14 protein-coding genes are annotated in these 21,518 nt (G+C 67.0%); 4 read left to right on the top strand and 10 right to left on the bottom strand.

All coding sequences use genetic code 11. The annotated features are described in order from the left end of the window. Position 1 precedes the first annotated feature (1 nt). A complete protein-coding gene (locus FRC96_RS17830) occupies positions 2-1,003 on the top strand; it encodes an alpha/beta hydrolase (RefSeq protein ID WP_146976472.1) in 1,002 nt (333 codons plus the stop codon). A 3-nt stretch (positions 1,004-1,006) separates the two neighbouring features. Here FRC96_RS17830 and FRC96_RS17825 read toward each other — a convergent pair whose 3' ends face one another. The 6 genes from FRC96_RS17825 to FRC96_RS17800 form a co-directional block, all read right to left on the bottom strand. Then, complete coding sequence (locus FRC96_RS17825) at positions 1,007-2,260, bottom strand: phosphoglycerate mutase (RefSeq protein ID WP_146976471.1); 1,254 nt, start codon at positions 2,258-2,260, stop codon at positions 1,007-1,009. A 137-nt stretch (positions 2,261-2,397) separates the two neighbouring features. Next, a complete protein-coding gene (locus FRC96_RS17820) occupies positions 2,398-4,443 on the bottom strand; it encodes a hypothetical protein (protein WP_146976469.1) in 2,046 nt (681 codons plus the stop codon). A gap of 73 nt (positions 4,444-4,516) precedes the next feature. Then, positions 4,517-5,959 carry an AI-2E family transporter gene (locus FRC96_RS17815; RefSeq protein ID WP_230470400.1) on the bottom strand — a complete coding sequence of 481 codons (1,443 nt, stop codon included), beginning with the start codon at positions 5,957-5,959 and terminating at the stop codon, positions 4,517-4,519. 61 nt (positions 5,960-6,020) lie between these two features. Next, positions 6,021-6,917 carry a hypothetical protein gene (locus FRC96_RS17810; protein ID WP_146976466.1) on the bottom strand — a complete coding sequence of 299 codons (897 nt, stop codon included), beginning with the start codon at positions 6,915-6,917 and terminating at the stop codon, positions 6,021-6,023. A gap of 32 nt (positions 6,918-6,949) precedes the next feature. After that, positions 6,950-8,521, bottom strand: coding sequence for a glutamine-hydrolyzing GMP synthase (gene guaA / locus FRC96_RS17805; protein ID WP_146976464.1), 1,572 nt, complete (start codon positions 8,519-8,521; stop codon positions 6,950-6,952). A gap of 173 nt (positions 8,522-8,694) precedes the next feature. Beyond that, a complete protein-coding gene (locus FRC96_RS17800; protein WP_146976462.1) occupies positions 8,695-9,354 on the bottom strand; it encodes a hypothetical protein in 660 nt (219 codons plus the stop codon). A gap of 184 nt (positions 9,355-9,538) precedes the next feature. Between FRC96_RS17800 and FRC96_RS17795 the strand changes: the two genes are divergently transcribed. After that, positions 9,539-12,877 carry a tetratricopeptide repeat protein gene (locus FRC96_RS17795; RefSeq protein ID WP_146976461.1) on the top strand — a complete coding sequence of 1,113 codons (3,339 nt, stop codon included), beginning with the start codon at positions 9,539-9,541 and terminating at the stop codon, positions 12,875-12,877. 126 nt (positions 12,878-13,003) lie between these two features. Further along, positions 13,004-13,951, top strand: coding sequence for a methyltransferase domain-containing protein (locus FRC96_RS17790; RefSeq protein ID WP_146976459.1), 948 nt, complete (start codon positions 13,004-13,006; stop codon positions 13,949-13,951). A 37-nt stretch (positions 13,952-13,988) separates the two neighbouring features. Here the strand turns inward: FRC96_RS17790 and FRC96_RS17785 are convergent, their stop codons facing one another. The 4 genes from FRC96_RS17785 to FRC96_RS17770 all read right to left on the bottom strand — a co-directional run bounded on the left by FRC96_RS17785 (position 13,989) and on the right by FRC96_RS17770 (position 21,174). Continuing rightward, positions 13,989-15,665, bottom strand: a complete 1,677-nt coding sequence (locus tag FRC96_RS17785; protein ID WP_146976457.1) for a cyclic nucleotide-binding domain-containing protein — start codon at positions 15,663-15,665, stop codon at positions 13,989-13,991. Between the two features lie 285 nt (positions 15,666-15,950). After that, entirely contained in the window at positions 15,951-16,631 is a 681-nt protein-coding gene (gene rplC, locus FRC96_RS17780) for a 50S ribosomal protein L3 (RefSeq protein WP_146976455.1), read from the bottom strand. A 193-nt stretch (positions 16,632-16,824) separates the two neighbouring features. Continuing rightward, positions 16,825-17,835, bottom strand: coding sequence for a mechanosensitive ion channel family protein (locus tag FRC96_RS17775; RefSeq protein WP_146976454.1), 1,011 nt, complete (start codon positions 17,833-17,835; stop codon positions 16,825-16,827). Between the two features lie 12 nt (positions 17,836-17,847). After that, positions 17,848-21,174 (bottom strand): hypothetical protein, encoded by a 3,327-nt coding sequence (locus FRC96_RS17770; protein ID WP_146976452.1) that lies wholly within the window; start codon positions 21,172-21,174, stop codon positions 17,848-17,850. An 81-nt stretch (positions 21,175-21,255) separates the two neighbouring features. On the opposite strand from FRC96_RS17770, the gene FRC96_RS17765 reads away from it, so the two are divergent. Further along, positions 21,256-21,518 (top strand): hypothetical protein (locus FRC96_RS17765; RefSeq protein ID WP_146976451.1); only part of this gene is annotated, 263 nt, incomplete at its 3' end.

The raw sequence follows: 21,518 nt of genomic DNA, 5'->3' as shown, positions 1-21,518 counted from the left end.
GATGGCTCCTGCCTCGCCAGGACTCGCCGGTGAGTTGCTGCGCCGGGCGGCCGGCCCGGCCATCGCCTCGATGTTTGAGGGGCTCGCGGCGCTGGGCGCGCTTCACCCCGATGCCCGCCCGGAGGCCCACGGAGTGGAGCGGCTGCGCGACATCCCCTACCGCGACAGCGGGCTCAACGCCCACCTGCTCGATATCTACCGGCCCGTCGACGTGCGCGACGCGCCGGTGCTTTTTTATGTGCACGGGGGTGGCTTTCGTATTCTCTCCAAAGACACCCACTGGGTGATGGGCCTGGCCTTTGCGCGGGCCGGCTTCGTGGTGGTGAACATCAACTACCGGCTGGCCCCGGCCCATCCCTTCCCGGCCGCGCTCGTCGACGCGAGCCGCGCGCTCTGCTGGACCCAGGACCATATCGGCGAGTTCGGCGGCGATCCCTCTCGCCAGGTGATCGCCGGGGAGTCTGCCGGCGCCAACCTGGCCTGCGCGCTGACATGTGCCACAAGCCTTCGGGGCGAACCCGGCTGGCTTCGAGAGATCTTCGAGCGTCAGATCCGCCCCACAGCCACCATCGCCGCCTGCGGCATCCTGCAGGTCTCCGACCCGGATCGCTTCCGCCGGCGCAAGAAACTCCCGGGCTGGCTCTACGACCGCATCGAAGAGGTCTCCCGAGCCTACCTGGGAGCCTCCAGCTACGCAGATCGGCGCTCCGAGCGCTGGGCCAACCCCCTGACCTTGATCGAGTCTCTCGAGAGCCCGGAGGCCCTGGAGCGCCCCCTCCCGCCTTTCTTCACCCCGGTGGGAACTCGCGATCCGATCCTCGACGACACCCGACGCCTGGCCCGGGCGCTTCGGCGACTCAACACACCGGTCGTCGAGCGCTACTACCCTGGCGAGGTGCACGCCTTTCATGCCTTTGTGTGGCGGGAGCAGGCCCGGCGCTGCTGGGACGATACCTTCGCCTTTCTCCAGCAGCACGGGCCTGCGATAAGTTCAGCGGGCTAAGCCTCAGGCGCCGAACTTGTTGAACCGACGCGCCTCGGCCAGCGCCAGAGGCAGCAGGTCGCGCGAGGCTCGAAGCCCCAACGTGCCGCGAAGCACCTCCCGCTCACTAAACGCCTCAACCCCGCCACCGAGCACCGTCTTCGACCAGAGTGCGGTAGGAATCGGGTGCCAGGAGTGGTCGCCCAACACCGCCGGGGTGCAGTGGTCTCCGGTGAGCGCGATCACATCAAAGCCCATCTCGGTGACCCTCTTAAAGAGCGGATCGCAGCTCTCAAAGACACCGACCTTCCCGTCAAAATCAAAGACATGAGCAAAGCCGTCGGTCTCTTTGATGTGCAGGTAGAAGAAGTCGTAGTCGTCAAAGGCTTCCTCCAGCGTCTTGACCTCATCGGCGTGCTCCATTGAGCCGACCTCAAGCACATCCATGCCCACCAGGCGCGCGATGCCCTTGTACATCGGGTAGGTGGCGATGGCGGCAGCGCGGATGCCGTAGAGCTCCTCCAGGGTGGGGATCTTGGGCGCGGCGCCGATGCCACGGAGCAACACCGTGTTGGCCTCCGGCTCTTCGGAGAGGATGCGGGTGGCCTGGTCGATAATCGCGTTGACGATCGAGGCGGAGCGCTCCGCCTCGGGGCTCTCCGCCTCCACCGGCTTCGGCGGCACGCCGCTCTTCTGGGGGTCGGCGTCGCTGAGCCCGCCGGCCAGCCCCGGACCGCGCAGCAGCAACGCGAAACGGTGCTCTTTGCCCGGGTAGACGTAGATCTCATAGCCCTCCACCGAAAGCTCACGGCTGAGCTTCTGGCAGACGCGGCGGCTCTCGGCGGTGGCGATCTTGTTGGCGCGCCGATCGGAGATCACGTTCTGGTCGCCCCGCTTCTCCAGCGTGGCGAAGTTGCCGCGCATCGCCAGATCACCGGCGCGAATGCTGACGTCGCTGGCAAGCTCCCCGTTGAAGAAGACATCTTCGGCGCCGAGCACCTCCAATACGCCGCGGGGAAGATCAAACTGATCGAGCGGGTAGCCAAAGAGCGAGAGGTGCCCCGGCCCGCTCCCCGGCGTCACCCCGGCGCCATGCGGCACAAGCCCGCCACAGCTGGCCGAGCGCGCGAAGGCGTCGATCGCCGGGATGTTCGCCGTCTCCAGCTCGGTCTTTCCCGTCTCCGGATGAGGCAAACCGCCGATGCCATCAAAGACCCAGAAGAGGATCTTGCTCTGATTTTTGACGACGAGCTCCTGCAACAACTTGATGCGTTCCATGTCATCTCCCGAAATCGGTGGGGTCGATCTGATAGAAAGATAGGGCACGCCGCGGCGATCGCGTTATCGATCGCGCAACCAGGGGGGGCCGCCACCTGGTGCGGTGCCCTTCCCTTTAGCGTGGTCGCGCCGTGAACTTATTGATTGGTGTCGGCCGGGTCTGGCGAGAGCCCCTGGTCGATGATCTGCTCATAACGCTTAAGGCGACGTTGCCCCTCGGCGTTCTCCGGATCGATCTCCAGCACACGACGCACCGCATCGCGCGCCTCGGCCCACTGCCCGCGGCGCTCGGCCAGCTCGGATTGCTTGAGAAAGAGCGGCACGGCGTGCGCGAGCTTGTACTCGGGCATGATGCGCGTGCGGTAGCCGTGACGCGTGGGGCGTTTGGCCAGCGCCGCGTACGCCGCCTCCACCCGCTCATTGATCTCGCGCACCCGCTGATGCACCTCCTCCTCCAGCTCCGCTGGCACCCGCTGCGGGTCAAACTGCGCGCGAAGCTCGTGGTAGGCCTTCTCAATGACCTCCGAGTAGCTCGACCAGTGCACGTTGAGCACCTCAAAATAGCTGGCCTTATGCACGCTGAGGTACTTGACGGTGACGTTCTCGCGCAGCCGCTCACGTACCACCGTCTGGTGCAACGAACGGTCAAAGTGCAGAAGTCCCATCCGGTGCAGGGCGAAGACCACCGCAAAGGTCTCCGCCGGCGGCAGCGCGCTCTCGGTGAGCACCTCGCGCAGCCTGCGGCGGCCATTGAGGACGTTGTCGACCAGCCGAAGCTGAGCGGTCGCGCTGACGGCTCGTTCAAGGCGATCGCGCTCCTGAACGAGCACCTCCGGGTAGGTGTCGAGCTCAGGCGCCATGGTCTGCTCGCGCTCTTTGGCCGAGCATTGCGAGAGGCCGCGCACCAGCCGATCGTAGATGATGCGCTCCACGGCCACGTGAACCCTGAGCGGCGGCTGCGGCAAAAAGTCCGCCGGCAACGAGGAGGCGTCAAAGACCTGCAGGCTCCCCTCGCGCTCCTCGCAGAACTCCCGCAGCAGGAAGGTCAAACGCCCCGAGATCGCATGACGGATGCGCTCCGGGTCGAGGATATCGAGCTCCATCAGGCTGCGCGCCAGCGTGGTTCCCAGCTCATCGGCATGCGCCGCAGCCATCGCCAGCTGGCGTTTGGTGATGCGGTTGGCCGCCTGCAGCATCGGCCCCAGCTCGGAGACGGGATGTCGCGGCTCACTGCTGATCTCCACGATGTAGCCGCTCTCAAAGAGCAGCTGCCTCCCCTTCTTATCGTGGCGGTGCACCACCGCGCCGCTGAATCCGCTGGCAGAGAGCTGCAGGAGGATATCGAGCACCCGCTCTCCGGCGAGCTCCTCGACGCGGTCCGGATCGCCCCCGGGCTCAAACCAGGGCGGCGCCGGGCCGTAGAACTCACGTGTGACCAGCCCCGACTCCATCGAGTGCTGCGTCGAGCGCACCACGTCCATGTCGGGATCAGGCATATCAAAGCGCCGCCGCCCGGTGGTCTGCATCGTGCGTTTGACGCCACTTCGCCGCGAACCGTAAGGCGCAAAAGAACGCATCGGATCTTCGGCGACCTGCACCGGCGGGGTGGCGTGATGATCTTGGAAGGAGTCGTGAACCCCCGGCCCGCTCTCCAGCGCAGCCTGATCTTCGAGCTCTCGCCGGCGATCGTCGGCGATGGCCTGCAACGCCACCCGATCTTCGCGGCTCAGCCCCGAGACCTCAATGGCCGTTCCCCGCGACGACTGATGCACCACCCGAGCGCGCGCCTCCACCTCAAGGTGGGCGCGCGGAAAGCTCAACTTGACCTGCACGATCTCATTGAGTCCGGGAGGCTCGTCCAGGTGCACGAGCACCGCTCCAACCTCCAGAATCTGATGGAGGAGGCTGTCGATGAGCTCGTCGCTCTCGGCCACGATCTCCACGTCGGCCCGCACGCGCCCGCCCTGGTGTGTGGAGGCCACGGGACTGACCACCCCCTTCTCAATGCGCCCGGTCCAGCCCCCGGAGCTCTCCTGAGCCGCGGAGCGCTCCCTGCGGGCCAGCGCTTCATCGAAGATCGCACGCGCGCTCGTCGCACTGACCTCGGCGAAACGCTCCGACATCAAGCTATGCAGCGCATCGAAGAGTGCCTGCTCATCACTCGACCACTTGCTCTGACTCATGCGGGGTCCGGGACGCGAATTTCGGGGGAAAACGACTGGGCTCTTCGCATCGTTTCAAGGGGGCGAAGAGGTGTCAATCATGGCCGGGTAACTTTCCGTCATCGCCCTCTCCCCCGGGCTTATGATCGTCGCCCGGCTCACCACCGTCATCAGACTTCGTCGCGGGATCCTCGGCCTTCACAGCGTCCCGGCCCGCATCCGGCGGCGTATCGGCCTCCGAGCCCGTCTGTGCCTCGGCGACCTCCATCGCGTGCATCGCCGGTGAGAGCGGCGAGTTCGCACTGAGCTGAATGCCCACGTTCTCGCCATCTTCGTCGGTGAGGATGCGCGCGCGCACTTGCATCTGCGCGGGGCTGGTGGCCTTGCCGGTGTAAAACGACGTCGTCTCATACCAGGCGATGATATCGGGAAGCAGCACCTTCAGCGCGCCGGTGACCGGGATCGCCAGCAAGATCCCCAGAAGCCCGCCGATGTTGCCGCCCAGCAAGAGCACAATGATGACGGTGACCGGCTTTAACCCCACCTTATCGCCGACGATGCGCGGCGTGATGACATAGCCCTCGAGCATCTGGGTGACTCCAAAGACAATCCCCACACCGATCAGCGCGCCCCACCCGCTCCACTGGATGAGCACCACGAGCACCGCCAGGAGCGAGCCCACCGCAAACCCGAAATACGGGATCACATTGAGGAACCCGGCGAGCAGGCCGATGACCACGCCGGACTGCACGTCGAGCCCGAAGATGCCGTAGACGATCCCCAGCCCCAGCGCGTACATCCCCGCGAGGATCAGCGCGACCTGGATCTGACCGCGGAACCACTGGCCGACGGCCTGGTCCATCTTCTTCAAACGGTCGATGAAGATCTCATAGCGGTGCGGCGGGATGAAGCGCACCAACGAGCGACGGCCCAGGTCAAAGTCCCGCAGAAAATAGAAGGTAAAGAGCGGGATCATCACCGCGTTGACAAGGCTCGCCACCACCGCCCCGGTGCGCGTGACGGCGTTGGTGAGCGCGGCTCCCACGTGCTGACCGATGGTCGGAAGCGACTCGCGGATCTGCCCGCCGTAGCGCTCCATCGCCGCGGCCGCCGTCGAGGGCATCTCGATGCCAAACGTGCTCTCAATCCAGGGCAACGCGTCGTTCTGCAGCGTCTCCAACAGCGCCGGGAAGCTCTCGATGATCAACCGGGCCTGATTGGCCAGGGTCGGGTAGAGAAAGATCGCAAAGATCGTCACAAAGAGCATCCCCGCCAGAAGCACCAGCAGGATCGCCGGGGTGCGCCCCAGCCCCCGCGACTCCAGGCGGTCGATCGTCGGATCGAGCAGGTACGCAAAGAGCAGGCTGACGAAGATCGGAAAGACCACCGTCGCGAACTGACCCAGTGTCCAGAACAGCCCCCCCAGAATCAGCCCGAAGACCAGCAGCTTGGCCAGAAGGTACGGGTAGCGCCCGAAGCGCTCCCACTGTGCGCCGGCGTCGAGGTGTGGGCCCGCTTCATCCTGTCGATTCGTCATAGGGTCACTCAGTGCGCAAACATCATTCATTCAAAAAGGGCGGGCTCCATCAAAGGCCCGACTAGAACCCCTGCTCGTAGGGCTCGATCCACAGCTCGTGGACGCCCTCCATGCGCGAGCCCGCCACCGACGTGACCGCAAAATCATCAAAGCTATGCCCTTCCAGGACGCGCACCGCATACTCGATCACATCGGGGGGCGTGGCCTCGCCAGGGTTGATCTCCAACGCGATGATGCCCTCGCTCGCCCAGCGCTCAACGACCGCGTGAACCTCATCGAGGGCCAGAAGTCGCTCGCGCACCCGCTCCAGGTGCGCGGCCTTGCCGGTGTTGCGCAGCGCGAGGAGGGGCTCGGAGCCGGCGATGCCCACCGGCCCGGCCACCCGCCTCAACCCGCGACCGGCCACATCGCCCAGCGCCCTGCCAACTTCCCGACGCGCGCTCTCGAGCATCGCCGGCACATCATCGCCATAATAGTGGCGCGTGACCGCAAAACGCTGCAGCGAGACGCCTTCCACCGAGCCGGCCGCCACAAGCTCCAGCTCCGCGCTCGCCACCAACCCCTCCAGCCCCAGCGGCCAGACCGGACCGATCGACCGGTAGGTCACCTGCCCCACAAGCACCCGCTCACCACCGAGCAGCGCGCCGAGCTGCGCAGCGTTGGCCGTCGAGAGCGCCGGACGTCGGTAGATCCGCGAGATGCTCTGCTCCGGGCGCGTAGCGAGGCTCACGCCGCGGGCCTGCAGCGCGGCGTTAAGCGCCTCGTCGCTGGCCGTCCACCGGGGCTCACCCGCCTCACTCCACCAGAACGCCACCCGCGCCTGGTCGCCCAGAACGCCGGCCTCGACCACCTCGGTCATCAGCGCAACCACCTGCCCGCGCCCCTGCGCCTGGGCCGGCGCCGGGAGCACAAAGCTCAGCAACACCGCTGCGTAGATCCACCACACTTGTCTCTTCATCGTCACTGCTCCTGCGCCTGAATCACGGCGCCCTACTCCCACTCAATGGTCCCCGGCGGCTTGCTGGTCACGTCGTAAACGACACGGTTGACGCCTTTGACCTGATTGATGATGCGATCGCTGACCCGCCCCAGAAACTCCATGGGCAAATGACCCCGGTCCGCCGTCATGCCATCCTTGCTGGTCACCGCCCGAAGCGCAATGACCTCATCGTAGGTGCGCTGGTCGCCCATCACCCCGACCGTTTTGATCGGCAGGAGCACCGCAAACGCCTGCCAGACCTGGTCGTAGAGCCCCTCGGCCCGCAGCGACTCGATAAAGATGTTGTCGGCCTGACGCACCTTCCGCAGCGCGTCGTCGGTGATCTCGCCAAGCACACGCACCGCCAGCCCGGGCCCCGGGAAGGGGTGCCGGCCCACCAGCTCGGCCGAGAGCCCCAGCGCCCGCCCGAGCACGCGAACCTCGTCTTTAAAGAGCTCGCGCAGCGGCTCGATCAGCTCCAGCCCCATCTGCTCGGGCAGCCCCCCGACGTTGTGATGGCTCTTGATCGTCGCCGAGGGCCCCAGAACGCTGACCGACTCAATGACATCCGGGTAAAGCGTGCCCTGGGCCAGATAGCGCGCGTTCTCAATCGTCGCTGCCTCAGCCTCAAAGACGCGTACAAAGAGCTCGCCGATGCGCTTTCGCTTGATCTCGGGGTCCGTCACGCCGGCCAGGGCGCTCAGAAAGCGCTCGCTGGCGTCCACCACCCGAAGATCGATGCCAAAGTGGCCCTCGAAGAGCGCCTGAACCCGCTCGCGCTCCTGATAGCGGAGCAGCCCGTTGTCCACGAACACACACGTCAGCCGCTCCCCGAGCGCGCGGTGCAGGAGCGCAGCGACCACCGAGGAGTCGACCCCGCCACTCAAACCGCAGATGACGTGGCCCTCGTCGCCCACCTGCTCGCGGATGCGCTCGACGGCGCTCTCCACAAAATCTGCCATGTTCCAGGTGTCCGGGCAGCCGCAGGCCTCGAAGACGAAGCCCTCAAGCATCGCCGGCCCCTCCAGGCTGTGGGAGACCTCCGGGTGAAACTGCACCCCGAAGATCGGGCGCTCCCGATGCGCCATAGCCGCGAGGTGACCGTTCTCGGTGCGCGCGATCGCCTCAAAGACCTCCGGCAGCTCGCTGACCGCATCGCCGTGACTCATCCACACCTCCGTGGCATGCCCCTCCTCAAAGCCGGCCATCGGCCCTCGGGATGCCTCCACGATCACCCGGGTGCGGCCGTACTCCCCACCCCCGCTGGCGCGATCGACTCTGCCGCCGAAGGTCGACGCCAGAAGCTGCATTCCGTAGCAGATGCCCAGCACGGGCACCTCCCAGCTTAAGATGCCCCCCTGCAGGGCCGGCGCCCCCTCAATGTGCACGCTGGAAGGTCCGCCCGAAAGCACCACGCCGCGAGCCGGGGCCGAGCCCTCCTCCACCAGCTCACCGACGCGCGGATCGTTGCAGGGCCAGATCTCGCAGTACACACCCAGCTCACGCACGCGGCGAGCGATGAGGAGGGTGTACTGACTGCCGTAGTCCAGGATCAGCAAACCGTCGCGAAGTTGTGGGTTCATGCGGCTCTCCAGCAGTCCAGGGGAATCGATAGGGTGTTCTCGGCAGGCACGCGCGGGGTCCATGTACCCGGGACAATCCGGGCCCGTCGCCCGGACGTTCACCTCGCCAGCAAATGACGCCATGCGCAAGGCAACGCGCTGTGCGCCAATACGAATCGCGTCAGCGGGCACGCTCAGGGCGCCTGCAGCACCGTCTCGATCTGGCCGGATTCGCCGCGCTTGAGGGTCACCTGCGCGTCGCCCGAGAAGACCTCCTCGGCGGCGTCCGCGCTGGCCTGCACAATATAGTCGCCCGCGAAGAGCTCGCCGATAATGCCCGAGCCCCGGTTGCAGTCGAAGTCCTGACGGGCCATCTCGTAAAACGCCTCGTCGTAGACCGCTACCTCCACCCGTTCGACGCCGTTGGCGCCGCAGACCCGGCCGTTCTCAAAGCGCCAGACGACCTCCAACTCGGCCGGTCGCGCGTTAAGAGGCAGCGGCGTCAGCACCTCGACGCGTTCCGGACGGATGGTGACCGCGCGGGTGCCGCTCTCAAAGGTGTTGGCGCCCCCGGGGTCGAACCCGCGCAGGATCAGCTCATAGCTTCCCGGCGCAAGGGCCTCCAGCGCGGCGGCCCCGCGAGCGCAGGGGTAACTCTCCACATAGCTTCGCCGCGCGTTCGTGAGCTCGATCTCGACAAGCTCCACCTCGCTTGCGGCACACCCCATCGGGCTGACTTCCCAGCTCAGCTCCAGCGCGCCCTCCCCAAAGGGCTCTACCGGTTCGCCACAGCTGAGCAGCGCGCTGCCAAGCGCGCCCAGCGCCATTCCCCGAACGACGATCGTCTTTACCATCTCAGACCTCCCTGGTCGGTGTGGCGAGTCATCCCTGCGTAGGCCACGTCGCCACGAGGCTACGACAGCCTGAGCGAGGGTCAACTTTTTGACGCGGGGCGGGCTTCTCGCCAGCGCGCGTGCTGTGCTAATTTCGCGAGGCGCGCTCCCCTTTTTGCGATCTTCTGCATCGGGCCCCACCATCATGACGAACCGCGATCTGAGCGAACTTCTCGAAGGTCTCCCCGACACCGCGCCGGCTCTGGTCGAGGCAGCGCGGGCCTATGATGCGGCGGGCGACTTCCGCAACGCCGAGGCCCTGCTGCGCGGGGCGCTCTCGCGCTGCTCCACCCCCCAGCTCCGGCTGGCCTCGGCCGAACACCTCCTGGCGCGGGGGCGCTGGGCGGCCGCCTACCAGCAGGCTCGCCATGCCATGGCTGACCCCATGCTCTGGGAGGCCACCGTCGCCGCCGCCCGCGCAAGCCATAAGCTGGGCGAACACGGCCGCGCGCAGTCGCTGCTCGACGACGCGCTCGATCGCGGCGCCGATCTCACCCTGATCAGCGCCTGGCGCGATCACTTCGCCGGCCTGGCCGAGCCTCCCGCGCCGCGCACGGCAGCGAGCCCTGCCACGTCTGCGCCCGCGCTTCCGGACTTCACCGAGGAGCCCACCGAGCTCGTCGAGGAGCTCGCCCCGCATGAGCCCACCCATCTTGTGCACATCCCCTCGAGCTTGAGCGACGCCCCCAAAGCGGACGCCCCGAAGCGTCAGCCGGCCCCGGGCTTTGAGCCCGATGAGACCACGCTTCGTCGCCGCCGTCCGCGTGCGCTTCGGCCTGGCTCACCGCCCGCCTCACCGCCCAATCCAGAACCGGCCGACGCGCTCGCGGACTCCCCCTCCGAGCCCACCGACGTCTTCCGGGCCGACCCCACGCTTCCCCCGGACGCGGATCTGGCCCAGGAGCTGCCGCGTCACGACAGCGGCCGGCGCAAAGCACCCGCCTTGAAGGTCGCCCCCCGCGCAGCGGATCGCGCCGAGCAGGGCGTCGCAGCGAAGCGCGGCGGCCGCCCGACCCCGAGCGGTGAGGAGAAGTTGGAGCTGGACCTCGACGCACTCCGCCGCCCCCGCAAACAGGCCTCCGGACGCACAAGCTCCATCCGCCGCTTGACCCACCTGGTGCAGACCCGCCTGCCGGAGCCTCTGCAGTCGCCGGCGCGCGCGCTGGCCAGCGTGCTCATCTCCTCGCTGCTCGTGCTGAGCTTCTTCGCCACCCTGGGCTACGTCTGGCAGGTCCACCGCGCGACGGCCGGATTGCTGGAGCGGGCGGAGATCGAAGTTCATCATGATACCTACGCCTCTCATCAGCGCGCCCTGCAGGTCGCGCAGGAGGCGCGCACCTACAAGCTGCTGCCCGCCGGTGCCGACGCCGTGGTGCGCGGCCTGACAAACTCGCTGCCCGCCATCGGCACCGACCGGCCTACCGAGCGCGCCGCAGACCTTGAGGCGCTCATCCGCGCCCGCACCGCGTACCGTTTTGAACATCCCGACCCGTCGACCTCGCCAGACACCCCGACGTCGCAATCCGGCGAAGCGATCGCCGCGCGCATCTACGCCAGCGCGGCCTGGCTGCCAGAGCGCGAGCTTATCACCACAATCGACGCCCTGGTCGAGCAGGCCCCGGGGTCGGCATGGGCGCGTCTTGCCTACGCCGAGGTTCGTGTCGATCAGACGCCCGCCGAGCTCTCCGCGAAGTTGGTCGAGGCACTCCCACAAGACACCGTCGCTCGCGCCTTTGTGCGGGCACAACATCTTCTGAAGATCGACGAAGAGGCCGCCACCGCCGCGCTCCGAGCGCTCTTCGAGGCCAACCCGGATCATCACAGATCCCGGTTGACCCTGGCCCTCCATCTCGCGCGCGCAGGGGCCGACAAGGCTGAACTCGACGCGCTGCTCGCCCCGGCCATGAGTGCCTCCGCCCGCGAGATCGCGCCGGCCGATCGCGGCCTGGCCCACCTGGCGAGGGCGGAGGCCGCTCCCGACAGAAACGCCCGCATCGACGCGCTTCGGCTGGCCGCCGAAGCCGCTCCGCTGCGCCCCGACCGTGTCCGCCCCCTCATCGACACGCTGGTGGCCCGCGGGCAGCTGCTCGACGCGCGGGAGCAGCTGATTCGCATCCCCCGCATGGAGCGTCGCCACGCTTTTTTCGACCAGGAGCTTGCCTCCATCCACCTTCAGATCGGCGACACAGACCGCGCCATCGCACTCTTGAGCGCCGCCTCCGAAGACCCGCGCGAGCGCCTGCTGCTCGCGCTGGCGATGGCCGCCGAAGGCAACGTCGACATCGCCCGCAACGAGCTCACTCAAACACCTCTCGATCTGGCGGCGCGCGCGCTTCTTGATGCGCTTCAACCCGGAGAACCCCCGACACCGGACGATGCCTTTGACCGCACCGCCGGCTTCGTCTCGGAGCGTGCGCTGCTGGAGGGGGCCACCCTGGCCCACCTGGCCAACCACACCGACACCTGGGAGTCGCAATCCACACTTCGGGAGCGCGCCCAATCGCGACTCGAGGTCGCCGACGACGGCCCCGCGCGCCGACTTCTTCAATGTCGTCTGGCGCTCGATGCCCGCCACGCCGACGAGGCCGCGGAGCACTGCGCGCGCCTCGAAGAGCTCGACGTGGCTTCGCGCTGGGCTCTCGACGCCGCGGTGCGCTGGCATCGCCTCAACGATCGCCACGCCTCGGCGTTGCGCCTGATCGATCGCCACGACGATCTCAGCGGCTCCGATCCGCTCCTGGCGCTGATGCGCGCCGAAGCCGCCTTTGAGCAAGGTGACACCGAGGCGGCAAGCGCGTTCCTGGAGCCCGCCCTGGGCACCCCGCTCTCGCGCAGCGCGCGCTGGGCGACGCTGCAAGGCCGCATGGCCCTGCAGCGCGGTGACACCGAGCAGGCCCGGGCCCACCTGCAGGGCGCCCTCGACGAGGAGCCCGGCGATGCTGCCGCAACGCTGAGCCTTCTCCAGGTCCATGTGGTGGATGGTCCGCTCGCGGAAGACGACGAAGAGCGGCTGCGCGGTCTTCTTCGCCACGGCCAGCTCGGGCCGGAGGCCTGGGTGGTGTTTGCGCGTCAGCGCCGCCACCAGGAACGCTACACCGACGCCCTGGAGAACCTCGACCTGGCCCGCCGCGCCGCCAACACCCTTACCCCTGCCGCGCTCTCCCACGCGCTCTTCACCGAGGAGGCCTACGTCCGTGCCGCTCGAAGCCGCCGCGGCTTTGGCGACCCCGGCGTCACCCGCGCACTCGAGCAGGCCGATGACGCGTCACCGACAAGCGCGGACTACCACATCGCCCGCGCCCGTGTGGCGCTTGCCAGGCGCCGCCCGGACCGTGCCGAGGCCGCCCGGCAACTGGAAGACGCGCTTGAGCGCGCCCCGCTTCGCTGCGAGTTGTGGGAGGAGGTCATCGCGCTGCGTGAGCGACTGCGCCACCCCGTCGCCGTGCGACGTCTCACCAACGCCACCCCGCTGCGATGCCAGTAGCGCGCGCAACGAAAGCACACTGACGCGCCCCCTCCCGATATGCTAGGACTGCTTCGCTGGCCGGCGCCCGGGTTTGGCGCCCAACTTCCCTCGGCCCCCACGATGACGACCTGGTGAGGAGACGCCATGATTCGGCGCGACATTCTTGATCTTCTGCAATGCCCGGCCTGCGCCGGCCCCGAGCTCACCCTGGGCAGCGGACGGCGCCCCGATCTGGTCTGCGCGAGCTGTGATGCGCACTACCCCATTGTCAATGGCATCCCCGATCTGGTCGCCCCCGAAGCCACCCCGGCCCCCGGGACCTACCGCACCGAGACCCTGGCCAACGTCATCGCCGGCGTCTACGACGTGGTCGCCCCGGTGATGAGCATGGCCATCTGGCGCTGCAGCCCGCTGCGCTACATCGATCATGAGAACCGCGCCCTGGGGCGAGCCCGCGGCGGCGTGTATCTGGAAGCCCCGATCGGCACCGGTGTGGCGCTGGCGCCCTGCATTGCGCCTTACCACGACGTGACGGTGCTCGGCGTCGACAAGTCCTGGAAGATGCTCTTTCAGGCTCAAAAACGTCTCAAAAAGACCGGCGCGAGCTTTCAGCTCATCCGCGCCGACGTCAACGCGCTCCCCATCAAGAGCGGCGCGGTGCGCAGCCTGCAGAGCCTCAATGGCCTGCACGGCTTCACCGATCGGGTCGGCGCGCTCCGCGAGTTTCACCGCTGCCTGGAGCCCGAGGGCTACTTCTCAGGGTCCACGCTCGTCCGTGCGCAGACTGACATGGCCGACGCGGTGCTTGAGCGCTACGAGCGCTACGGCATCTACCCGATGCTGCGCAGCCCCGAGTTTTTACTTCAGGAGGTCAGCGCGGCCTCCTTTGAGGGCATGCACTTTGAGACCCACGGCGCGGTGATGTTTTTTGCGGGCCAGCGCACCACGCGCGATGAGACCGAGACCGCCTCGCCATCGACCCGACCAGCCTCGAAAAAAGGCGCCTCCAAAAAGGGAGGCGCCAAAACCTCGCGCGCAGCCAAAACATCAAAAGGAAAAGGTACGGCGAAGTCCTCGCGGCGCGCCGGCTGATTGGAATTGCACGCCACACCGACGCGACCGCCGCTCGCTAGCGGCGCGTCGGCGCCACACCCGACTCGGCATAGCCGCGCGCGCGGGCCTGACGAGAGCGCTCTTTTCTCAACGCTACCTCTTCCCGCACCGCGTCCCCCACCGAGGCCACCTTGCTGAGCAGATCGCGAAAGATCGCCGCGCTCAACTCCAGCACAATCACATCGGTGCGCGCGCGCACCGTCGCGCCAGCCTCACTGAGCAGCGCGCAGGGGGTCACCCCCAGAAACGCCCCCTCCTCCAGGGTGTCGACCACCTCGCGCTGGCCGCGGCGACCGACGACCTCCACCTCGACCGAGCCGCTGACCACAAGCGAGAGGCGCTCGACGTGTTGTCCCCGCTCAAAGAGCGCCTGTCCGGCAACCCACTCGCGCATCTGGAAATGCCTGCCGAGCACCTCACGCTGCTCCGGACTCAAGCCCCCAAAGATCGCACTGGACGCCAGCAGGTTGTTGAGCATCCGCGCATAATAAAAGCCCCACAGCACATCCCAGACCTCTGGAAAGCGGCGGCCCAGCTGATAGACGACATCGTCGCGCACGGCGAGCACCTCGAGCCCCTCCTCGGCGATGACACGCGCCATGCCGTCGCGGCCGGTGAGCAGACGAAACTCCCCGAACACCTCCCCCTCCCCTAAGCGCGCCAGAAAGACCGTGCGGCCGTCCACCAGCGACTTCTCCACCCGCACGCAGCCTTTGATGATCACATAGAGGCAGACCTTCGGATCATCGGGTGAGGCCAGCACCGTGCCCGGTGCCACCTGTCGATGCTCCATCACGCGCAACGCCTCCACAAAGGCGTCGGCAGGAAGTTGACTGAAGAGCGGGATCGCCGGCAGCTCCGAGCGACGCACGTGGCGCTCCTCAATGAGCTGGCCGGCGTCTTCCTCGCGCAGCTCCAGGGTCGGTGGCTCATCGATCGCGTCGAAGGCGCGAAGCGCCTCCCAGCGCGAATCGCTCTCCTCATCGAGCGCGAGGCCCTCCCACTCAAAGACCCGAACCTGAAAGGTGGAGTCCGCCTGGCTGCTCGTTTCCTCAAAGCGCGGGCGGTCCACGCGGGTCACATCCCCATCATCGGTAGCCCGATGCGCGGGCGCCTGCCGGGTAGCCTCCCGATGCACATCCGGCGCGGGGTCGGCGGGAGAGGGAGACGGAGCCGCCATCCGTGGCGACGACTTAGGGCGCCCAAGCGTGATCGCGCTGGTCTGCCCCCGGCGCACCTCGTCGGCCTCTTTCTCCGAGAGGGCCTGCACCCGCACCCCGGAGCCATCCCGGGGCCAGGTGCCTCGCGGGGACTCCGAGCTCAGCGCCGCGCGATCCCCGGGCACCGGCGTGGGCTGCGCGCGCCTGACCGCCCCGTCGACCGGTCGTGCCACGCGCGCGACGTGCCCGGTCGCCTCAGGCGCCTGGGCATAAAGTCGCGCCAGAAAAAACTGCGTCTCGGTATGCGTGGCGTCCATCTCCAGGATGGCTTTGCACGCGGCGATCGCCTCCAGCGGGAGGCCCGCCGCCGCCAGCAACTTCGCGGCGGTGCCGTACTCTTCGATGGCGTGGCGCAGACGCCCCATCTCGCAGAAGAGTGCCGCCAGGCGCAGCCGCGCCTCGATATTCTCGGGCTCCTCGCTGAGCGTGCGCTGGTAGTACGCCAGGTATTTTCGAAGCCGGGGGTTCGACATCTCGAGGGCACGCTCGCAGGCTCGCGCGCCACCGGACCCGGGCGTCGCGCATGAGATTCTTGAAGACTGACTCCACGATCTTCGACGGTAGCGAGCCCTTCGCCACCTTGTCAAACCCACCCTCTGCCCCACCGCGGCGCTTTTGCGGCACCTTGCCCGGCGCCCCACAGCTCGTCGTGAAGCTGTGACCCACAAAAAAACCGCCGCGCCCTTTCGGACGCGGCGGTTTTTAAGCGATGGCCTTCGGTTGCACCCTCGGCTCAACGCCGACGGGCAACCTCCGGATCACACCACGGTCTTCTTAACCGCCGAGCGCAGCGTCACCACACCACCGTTGGGGCCGGGGATGGCGCCCTTGATGAGGATGGCGTTCTCGTCCGGGAGCACCTGCATGACGCGCAGGTTCTGCACGGTCACGCGGGTGTTGCCGTACTGACCGGCCATCTTCTTGCCCTTGAAAACACGACCCGGGGTCGCCGACATACCGATGGAACCACCGTGACGGAAGAACTCGTGCACACCGTGGCTGGCCTTGGCACCGGCGAAGTTGTGACGCTTCATAACACCGGTGAAACCGCGACCTTTGGAGGTCCCGGTCACGTCGATCCAGACGCCCACGTTGAACGTGTCCGCGCCCAGCTCCTGACCCACTTCGTACGAATCAAGCTCGCCCTCGCTCACGCGGAACTCGCGCACGAAGCGACGGGGCTTCTCGATGCCGGCCTTCAGGAAGACGCCGACGCGCGGCTTGGAGAGACGCCACTTCGGCTCGGTGCCTTCTTTCTCAAGAAGCTTCACGTCACCAAAACCCACCTTGATGGCGGAGTAGCCGTCTTTGCCCTTGGCGCTCTTCTTCTGCACGACCACGTTGCCTTCAACCTTGACCACGGTCACCGGGATGCGGTTACCGGCGTCGTCGAAGATCTGCGTCATGCCGACCTTGCGGCCAATCAATCCTTTGCCCATCTCAAACCTCTCTCAGGGAAGCTTTCACCCCGCACCGCTCTTGCCTCGTAAACCCTGGCAGTGGAACGTGCGCTCGTTAAGAGCGCGGGGGTGTCGCATTAACCCGCCGTCATCGCGCCTCTCGCGAAGACCATTCGGGGTCGCCTCTCGTAGTCGATCGCCCCGCCAACGTCAAGCTCCTGGCGCATCACGCTCAGACTTCACTGACCTCGGGGGTCTGCGCGCCGACCTCCTCCACCTCGACGCCCTGTGGCGCTCGTCCGACTTTGATCTGCGAGCGCACCGGCGCGTTGACACGGTTGGGCGATGAAGAGAACTCCTCCCAACTCTCGGCCGAGACCTCATAAGCGCGCGTGTAAGGAGGATGAATGCCATGCAGCCGGAAGGCGCGTTTGACCCGCTCCATCACATCGCACAGAAGCGCCTTCTCATAGCGCGTATCGATGACGTAGGCCTTCGACTTAACGTGGGTCGCAAAGGCCAGAGGCGTGATCTCGTCGTAGACCTGGACCACCACGGGCTTACTCAGGAAGACGTAGCGCGAGGTGATCGTCGCCTCGTACACGATCTGCTTGGCCAGCTCAAAGTCGGCGGACTGCGCGATGTAGAAATCGATCTCCACCATCATGTCGAGCGCGCCGGCGTTCGACGAGCTCACCGCCTCGGTCAAAAACTTGTTGTTAGGGATCGAGACCTGGTTGTCGTCGAGCGTGACGATTCGCACCGAACGAAGCCCGATCTCCACGACCTCTCCGTACGTGTCGCCAAACGCGACGCGGTCGCCCACCTGAAAGGGCTGGTCCACAAGGATCAGGATGCCCGCCATTAAGCTCGACGCTGTGTCTTTGAGCGCAAAGCCTACCGCCACCGCCAGCGTGCCGCCGAGACCAAGCAAGGCGGCACGGTCTTCCTCAAAGTCCAGAAAGGTGGCCACCACCAGGTAGGCCGCCGCCGCGAAGATCCCCAGGCGAGTAAAACTCTGCACCTTTTTGAAGAAGAGCCGGCGGCGGGCCTGCCCTTCTCCCAGGCTCTCCAGGGTGGCCGAGAGCACGCGATTCGCCGCGTACGCCACCGCGATGATCGTGGCCGCGCTGAGCAAGTTCCCCACATTGAGCAGCTCAATGCGCTGAGCGAGCTCTTCAACATCGGGGGCCGCCTGGGCCAGAAGCGGCCCGGCAGCCATCACCGTAGAATAGAGGCTCATCAAAGGGTCTCCTTACTCATAGAGGAAGTTCGCGTCGCGCAGCTGACGCAACACCGCGCGGAAGTAGAGCGTGCTCAACGTCGCCCGCCCCTGACGCTGGCAGACCTCCAGGATGTCGCTCTCGTAGAGGAAGTTGATCGCCGTCTCGCAGAAACCCCGGTCGGAGTTCGTGATGCGGGCGACCTGCTCGGCGTTGAGTGAGCCGTGTTGCACAATCGCCGCCAGCGCGAAGAGGTACTGGTCGGTCAGGGATTGCTGCACTGCGGTGGCCGGCCGGCTAAACAGCCCCACCTGCAATCTGCCGGAGGCGTCCATCCGAAGGCTTCTCAGCCAGAAGGTCAACGCCACCCGGGGGTTGCCCTGGCTGAACTCGTGCAGCAGGCGAAAGTATCCGTTGGCAGTCTTGATCACCTCGTAGCTGAACTCGCCACTCTGATGCGCCACCACAAGATCGGTGAAGCTGATCGGAAGATCGATCTTCGCGTCGCGCGAGCGCACCAGCTGCTGAATCTGCTGCTCGCTCCAGGGCGCCACCTCGTGGACCAGGCCGAAGTAGTGTTTGCGCGCGCGCACCCGGTTTAAGTACGACCAGGCAAAGCGGTTAAACACCAGCACCCAGAAGTGGTGATCGTCGGTGATATGCACCACGTCCAAAAAGAGGTCGACGGCGCGAAAGCCTCCGATATGCCGCAGGAAGAGGTGATGGCAGTCGTCGAGCACGATCGTGCGCGGCGGTGTACGTCGAAGCCACTCCACCGCCTCTTCCCGGCAGGTCGGAACCTCCGGGAGGTGAAAAAGCTGCGCGATGAGCTCCAGCGCGGCCGGCTCCCCGGAGATCTTCTGCGCGAGGGTCGCGTATTGCACGGGGCCATGTTCGGCGGGCCAGGCGCGCACCACCTCCACAAGCTCGCTGGTCTTGCCCAGACCGGCCTCACCGACGATGGCCATCGAGCCCTTTCGACGCACCTTCGTCCAGCTCTCGCGTCGGGCGGCGATGGCGTCGGCCACGCCTCGCCGATCCACCCGAACGGTCTCATCATAGAGGGGACGATCGGCAAACAGGGAGCGGTAGCGCTCGGGAACCGTGCTCTGCGCGGCCTCGGGCACCTCGGCCACGCCCCCCTCACGACGCTGAATCTCGATCTTCTTCCGGAAGATGAAGTTGCTGATCTGCCGGCTTAACTCGGTCTCCACCACGTAGGCGCGAACCCAGCGCGCCAGCTCCGCGACGGCCACATAGATGGAGGCCAGCCCGATCAGCAGCACACCGTAAGGGCGGTTGCGATGCTCCCGCACGATGACCGTCGCCCGGGGAAGTCGCTCTCCGGCAAGTCGCTCAAAGCCCTGAGCGATATCATCGCGCCACCACCACAACACCGTGTAGACGAGCACGACCAGCGCCACCCAGAAGACCCGGTCAGCCAGCCACCAGATCACCGAGGGGCCGGTCAGCTCCCAGACCGTCAGCGGCACGTAATGGGAGAGCAGCCAGAAGCTGAGCACCACCCGCACGCTGCGCACCAGGCGGCGCGCGCGGCTCTCCTCCACAAGCCCGCCCTGAGCGAGCGCATCAAGGGTATGCGCCTGCGCCACGGTCGCTGCACCCGGGCTGCCGCTGGCTGTGCCCGCCTCCTCGCCACGGGGTAGCGCCAGGGTCTTTACGATGCGCATCACGATCACATAGATCGCCGCCGCGTCGATCACCCAGCGTGCGTAGGCAAGCTCGGGCAACGCCCCCACCAGGTAGTCCGTCATGTGGGTAGCGGCCAGGTAGAGCACCGCCGGCACGATCAAGGCGCGCACCACCTGAGCGGCCTTAATGAGTCCGCCGGCGGCCTTGCGGAGCGCCCGACGGGCCAGGAGCTGACTCAACCCCCACTGCACCGCGCGCGGGGCGTACTCGCGGGCGAACCACAACGCGATAAGGATCGCGATCACCCGCCAGAACACGCCCATCACCCAGCCCCAGAAGGCCACCGAGGTGAGCATCGTGCCGGGATCGCTGATCTGCTTCCAACGCGCCTCCAGCGTATCAATGGTCAGCAACACACCGACCCGCACGCCCTCCAGGGCGTCGCGCCAGGCGGAGTCGCTGCGTGGCGAGAGCATCATCGCCCGCGCCTCGGCGCCGAGCCGGGGGAACATCGCCTCGAGCGACTCGTCAAAAAAGGCGCGACGCTGCAGGTTGACCTCGTTTCGAGCCCGACGCGCATCGCGCACGTCCCTGGCGATCTGCAGCCGCTGCTCGGCCAGCTCGACCTGCAACTTCGCCAGCGCGAGCCGACGCGTCGCAAGCTCGGTGGAGGGCTCCTGTCCCACCTCCTGAAGAAGTTGTTCGAGCTCGCGCCGCGCCTCATCGAGGCGAGGCGTCAGGTCAGCAACCTGCCGCTCGGCGGCCCGGTACCCCTGAACGGTGCGTTTGACATCATCACGGGCAGCCCGCCGGTAGATCAGCGTCTGGCGCACCACCTCGGCCAGCTTGCCATCGGGGCGAGTCATGCCCTCTTCAACCTCGACGCGCCGCTCCGAGAAGGTCGCCTCGCTCTGGCGGCGCTCCTCCACAATCGAGCGAATCTGCTCGCCCTCCTGCTCCGAGATCGCCAGCAGCTCCTCAGCGATCTCGCGCTCCCGGGCCAACACCTGTCGGATCTGGGCGTCGCGCTCCTGACGCTCTCGCTCCCGGGTTTGCTCCACCGCAAGACGGGCGGCCTCCTGGGCGCGCTGTGAGCGCTCCAGACGCTCGGCGGCCTCCTGGTCGACCTGAGAGGCCGCCTCGCGCTGAGCCTGCAGCGCAGCCTCCACGGCCTGCAGCGTCTCCGCGCTGCGGTCGGCCAGCGTCTGCGCCGACTCCGCCCGGGCCTCCCGCAGCGCGTGACCCAGGGTCGCCGAGATCCACTCTCGCATCGCGACGCGGCTTTCGGGCTCTTCCTCAAGACGGGCCTGCAGAAAGGCTCGCACCCGGGCATCCACTTCGCCTCCGACCCGAGCCTGTGAGGCGGCCGCTTCTGCCTCGGCGACGCGCTCTCGCAACGCCTCGACGCGCGCCTCGCTGATGTCCTCTGGCGAGAGCTCCGGCGCGGATCGAGCCTCTGCGCTGCCCTCATCACCCGACTCTGCGGTCGTCTCCGCGGACGACCCGGGTCCAGGCTCCTGAGGGTCACCCTCGCTTGCACCCTCCCCGGTCGTTGTGCCAGAGACGTCGTCGCCCTCTTCGGCACCCGCCGTAGCAGGCACCTGGTCGACCATCACCTGGGCCGCACTCTCGGGGAGCGGGCATAGAAACACCGCGACAAGCGCTAAAACCCACGCGATCGCGACGCCTCCTCGCACTGCTGACATAGACTTGGCCGTTGTGGATGGAATCAGTAAGCTACGCCGCCAAAGGTTAAATCAACCTCCCCCGATCTCAAAGTTTTTGCCGTGCCCACACGTTTTATGCTCACCTGGCCGCGCCTGTTACGGCCCGCAGCGCTGTTAAGCGCCGCGATGCTCGCCGGGACCCTCGGCTGTGCCACACCTGCTGCGCCCAAGCCGACCTGGTCGGATGAGTTCCTGGCAGCGATGCGCCTGCCCGCCGCGCAGGCCGAGCCCGAGGTTGCGGCGCTCGCCCGGCGCGCCCCGGAGCGCGCACAGGCCCGTGACGCGCGGTTTGAGCTTGCCCGCTTCGCGCTGCGTCGCGGCGA

It is taken from the genome of Lujinxingia vulgaris, assembly GCF_007997005.1.
GTDB lineage: Bacteria > Myxococcota_A > Bradymonadia > Bradymonadales > Bradymonadaceae > Lujinxingia.
The sequence above is the reverse complement of the archived record's forward strand: the minus strand, read 5'-3'. Positions and strand labels throughout refer to the sequence as shown.

Excerpts from the sequence above, each read along its gene's own strand:
- FRC96_RS17830 (WP_146976472.1), top strand. The coding sequence starts at position 2 with ATGGCTCCTGCCTCGCCAGGACTCGCCGGTGAGTTGCTGCGCCGGGCG.
- FRC96_RS17825 (WP_146976471.1), bottom strand. The coding sequence starts at position 2,260 with ATGGAACGCATCAAGTTGTTGCAGGAGCTCGTCGTCAAAAATCAGAGC.
- FRC96_RS17820 (WP_146976469.1), bottom strand. The coding sequence starts at position 4,443 with ATGAGTCAGAGCAAGTGGTCGAGTGATGAGCAGGCACTCTTCGATGCG.
- FRC96_RS17815 (WP_230470400.1), bottom strand. The coding sequence starts at position 5,959 with ATGACGAATCGACAGGATGAAGCGGGCCCACACCTCGACGCCGGCGCA.
- FRC96_RS17810 (WP_146976466.1), bottom strand. The coding sequence starts at position 6,917 with ATGAAGAGACAAGTGTGGTGGATCTACGCAGCGGTGTTGCTGAGCTTT.
- guaA (WP_146976464.1), bottom strand. The coding sequence starts at position 8,521 with ATGAACCCACAACTTCGCGACGGTTTGCTGATCCTGGACTACGGCAGT.
- FRC96_RS17800 (WP_146976462.1), bottom strand. The coding sequence starts at position 9,354 with ATGGTAAAGACGATCGTCGTTCGGGGAATGGCGCTGGGCGCGCTTGGC.
- FRC96_RS17795 (WP_146976461.1), top strand. The coding sequence starts at position 9,539 with ATGACGAACCGCGATCTGAGCGAACTTCTCGAAGGTCTCCCCGACACC.
- FRC96_RS17790 (WP_146976459.1), top strand. The coding sequence starts at position 13,004 with ATGATTCGGCGCGACATTCTTGATCTTCTGCAATGCCCGGCCTGCGCC.
- FRC96_RS17785 (WP_146976457.1), bottom strand. The coding sequence starts at position 15,665 with ATGTCGAACCCCCGGCTTCGAAAATACCTGGCGTACTACCAGCGCACG.
- rplC (WP_146976455.1), bottom strand. The coding sequence starts at position 16,631 with ATGGGCAAAGGATTGATTGGCCGCAAGGTCGGCATGACGCAGATCTTC.
- FRC96_RS17775 (WP_146976454.1), bottom strand. The coding sequence starts at position 17,835 with ATGAGCCTCTATTCTACGGTGATGGCTGCCGGGCCGCTTCTGGCCCAG.
- FRC96_RS17770 (WP_146976452.1), bottom strand. The coding sequence starts at position 21,174 with ATGTCAGCAGTGCGAGGAGGCGTCGCGATCGCGTGGGTTTTAGCGCTT.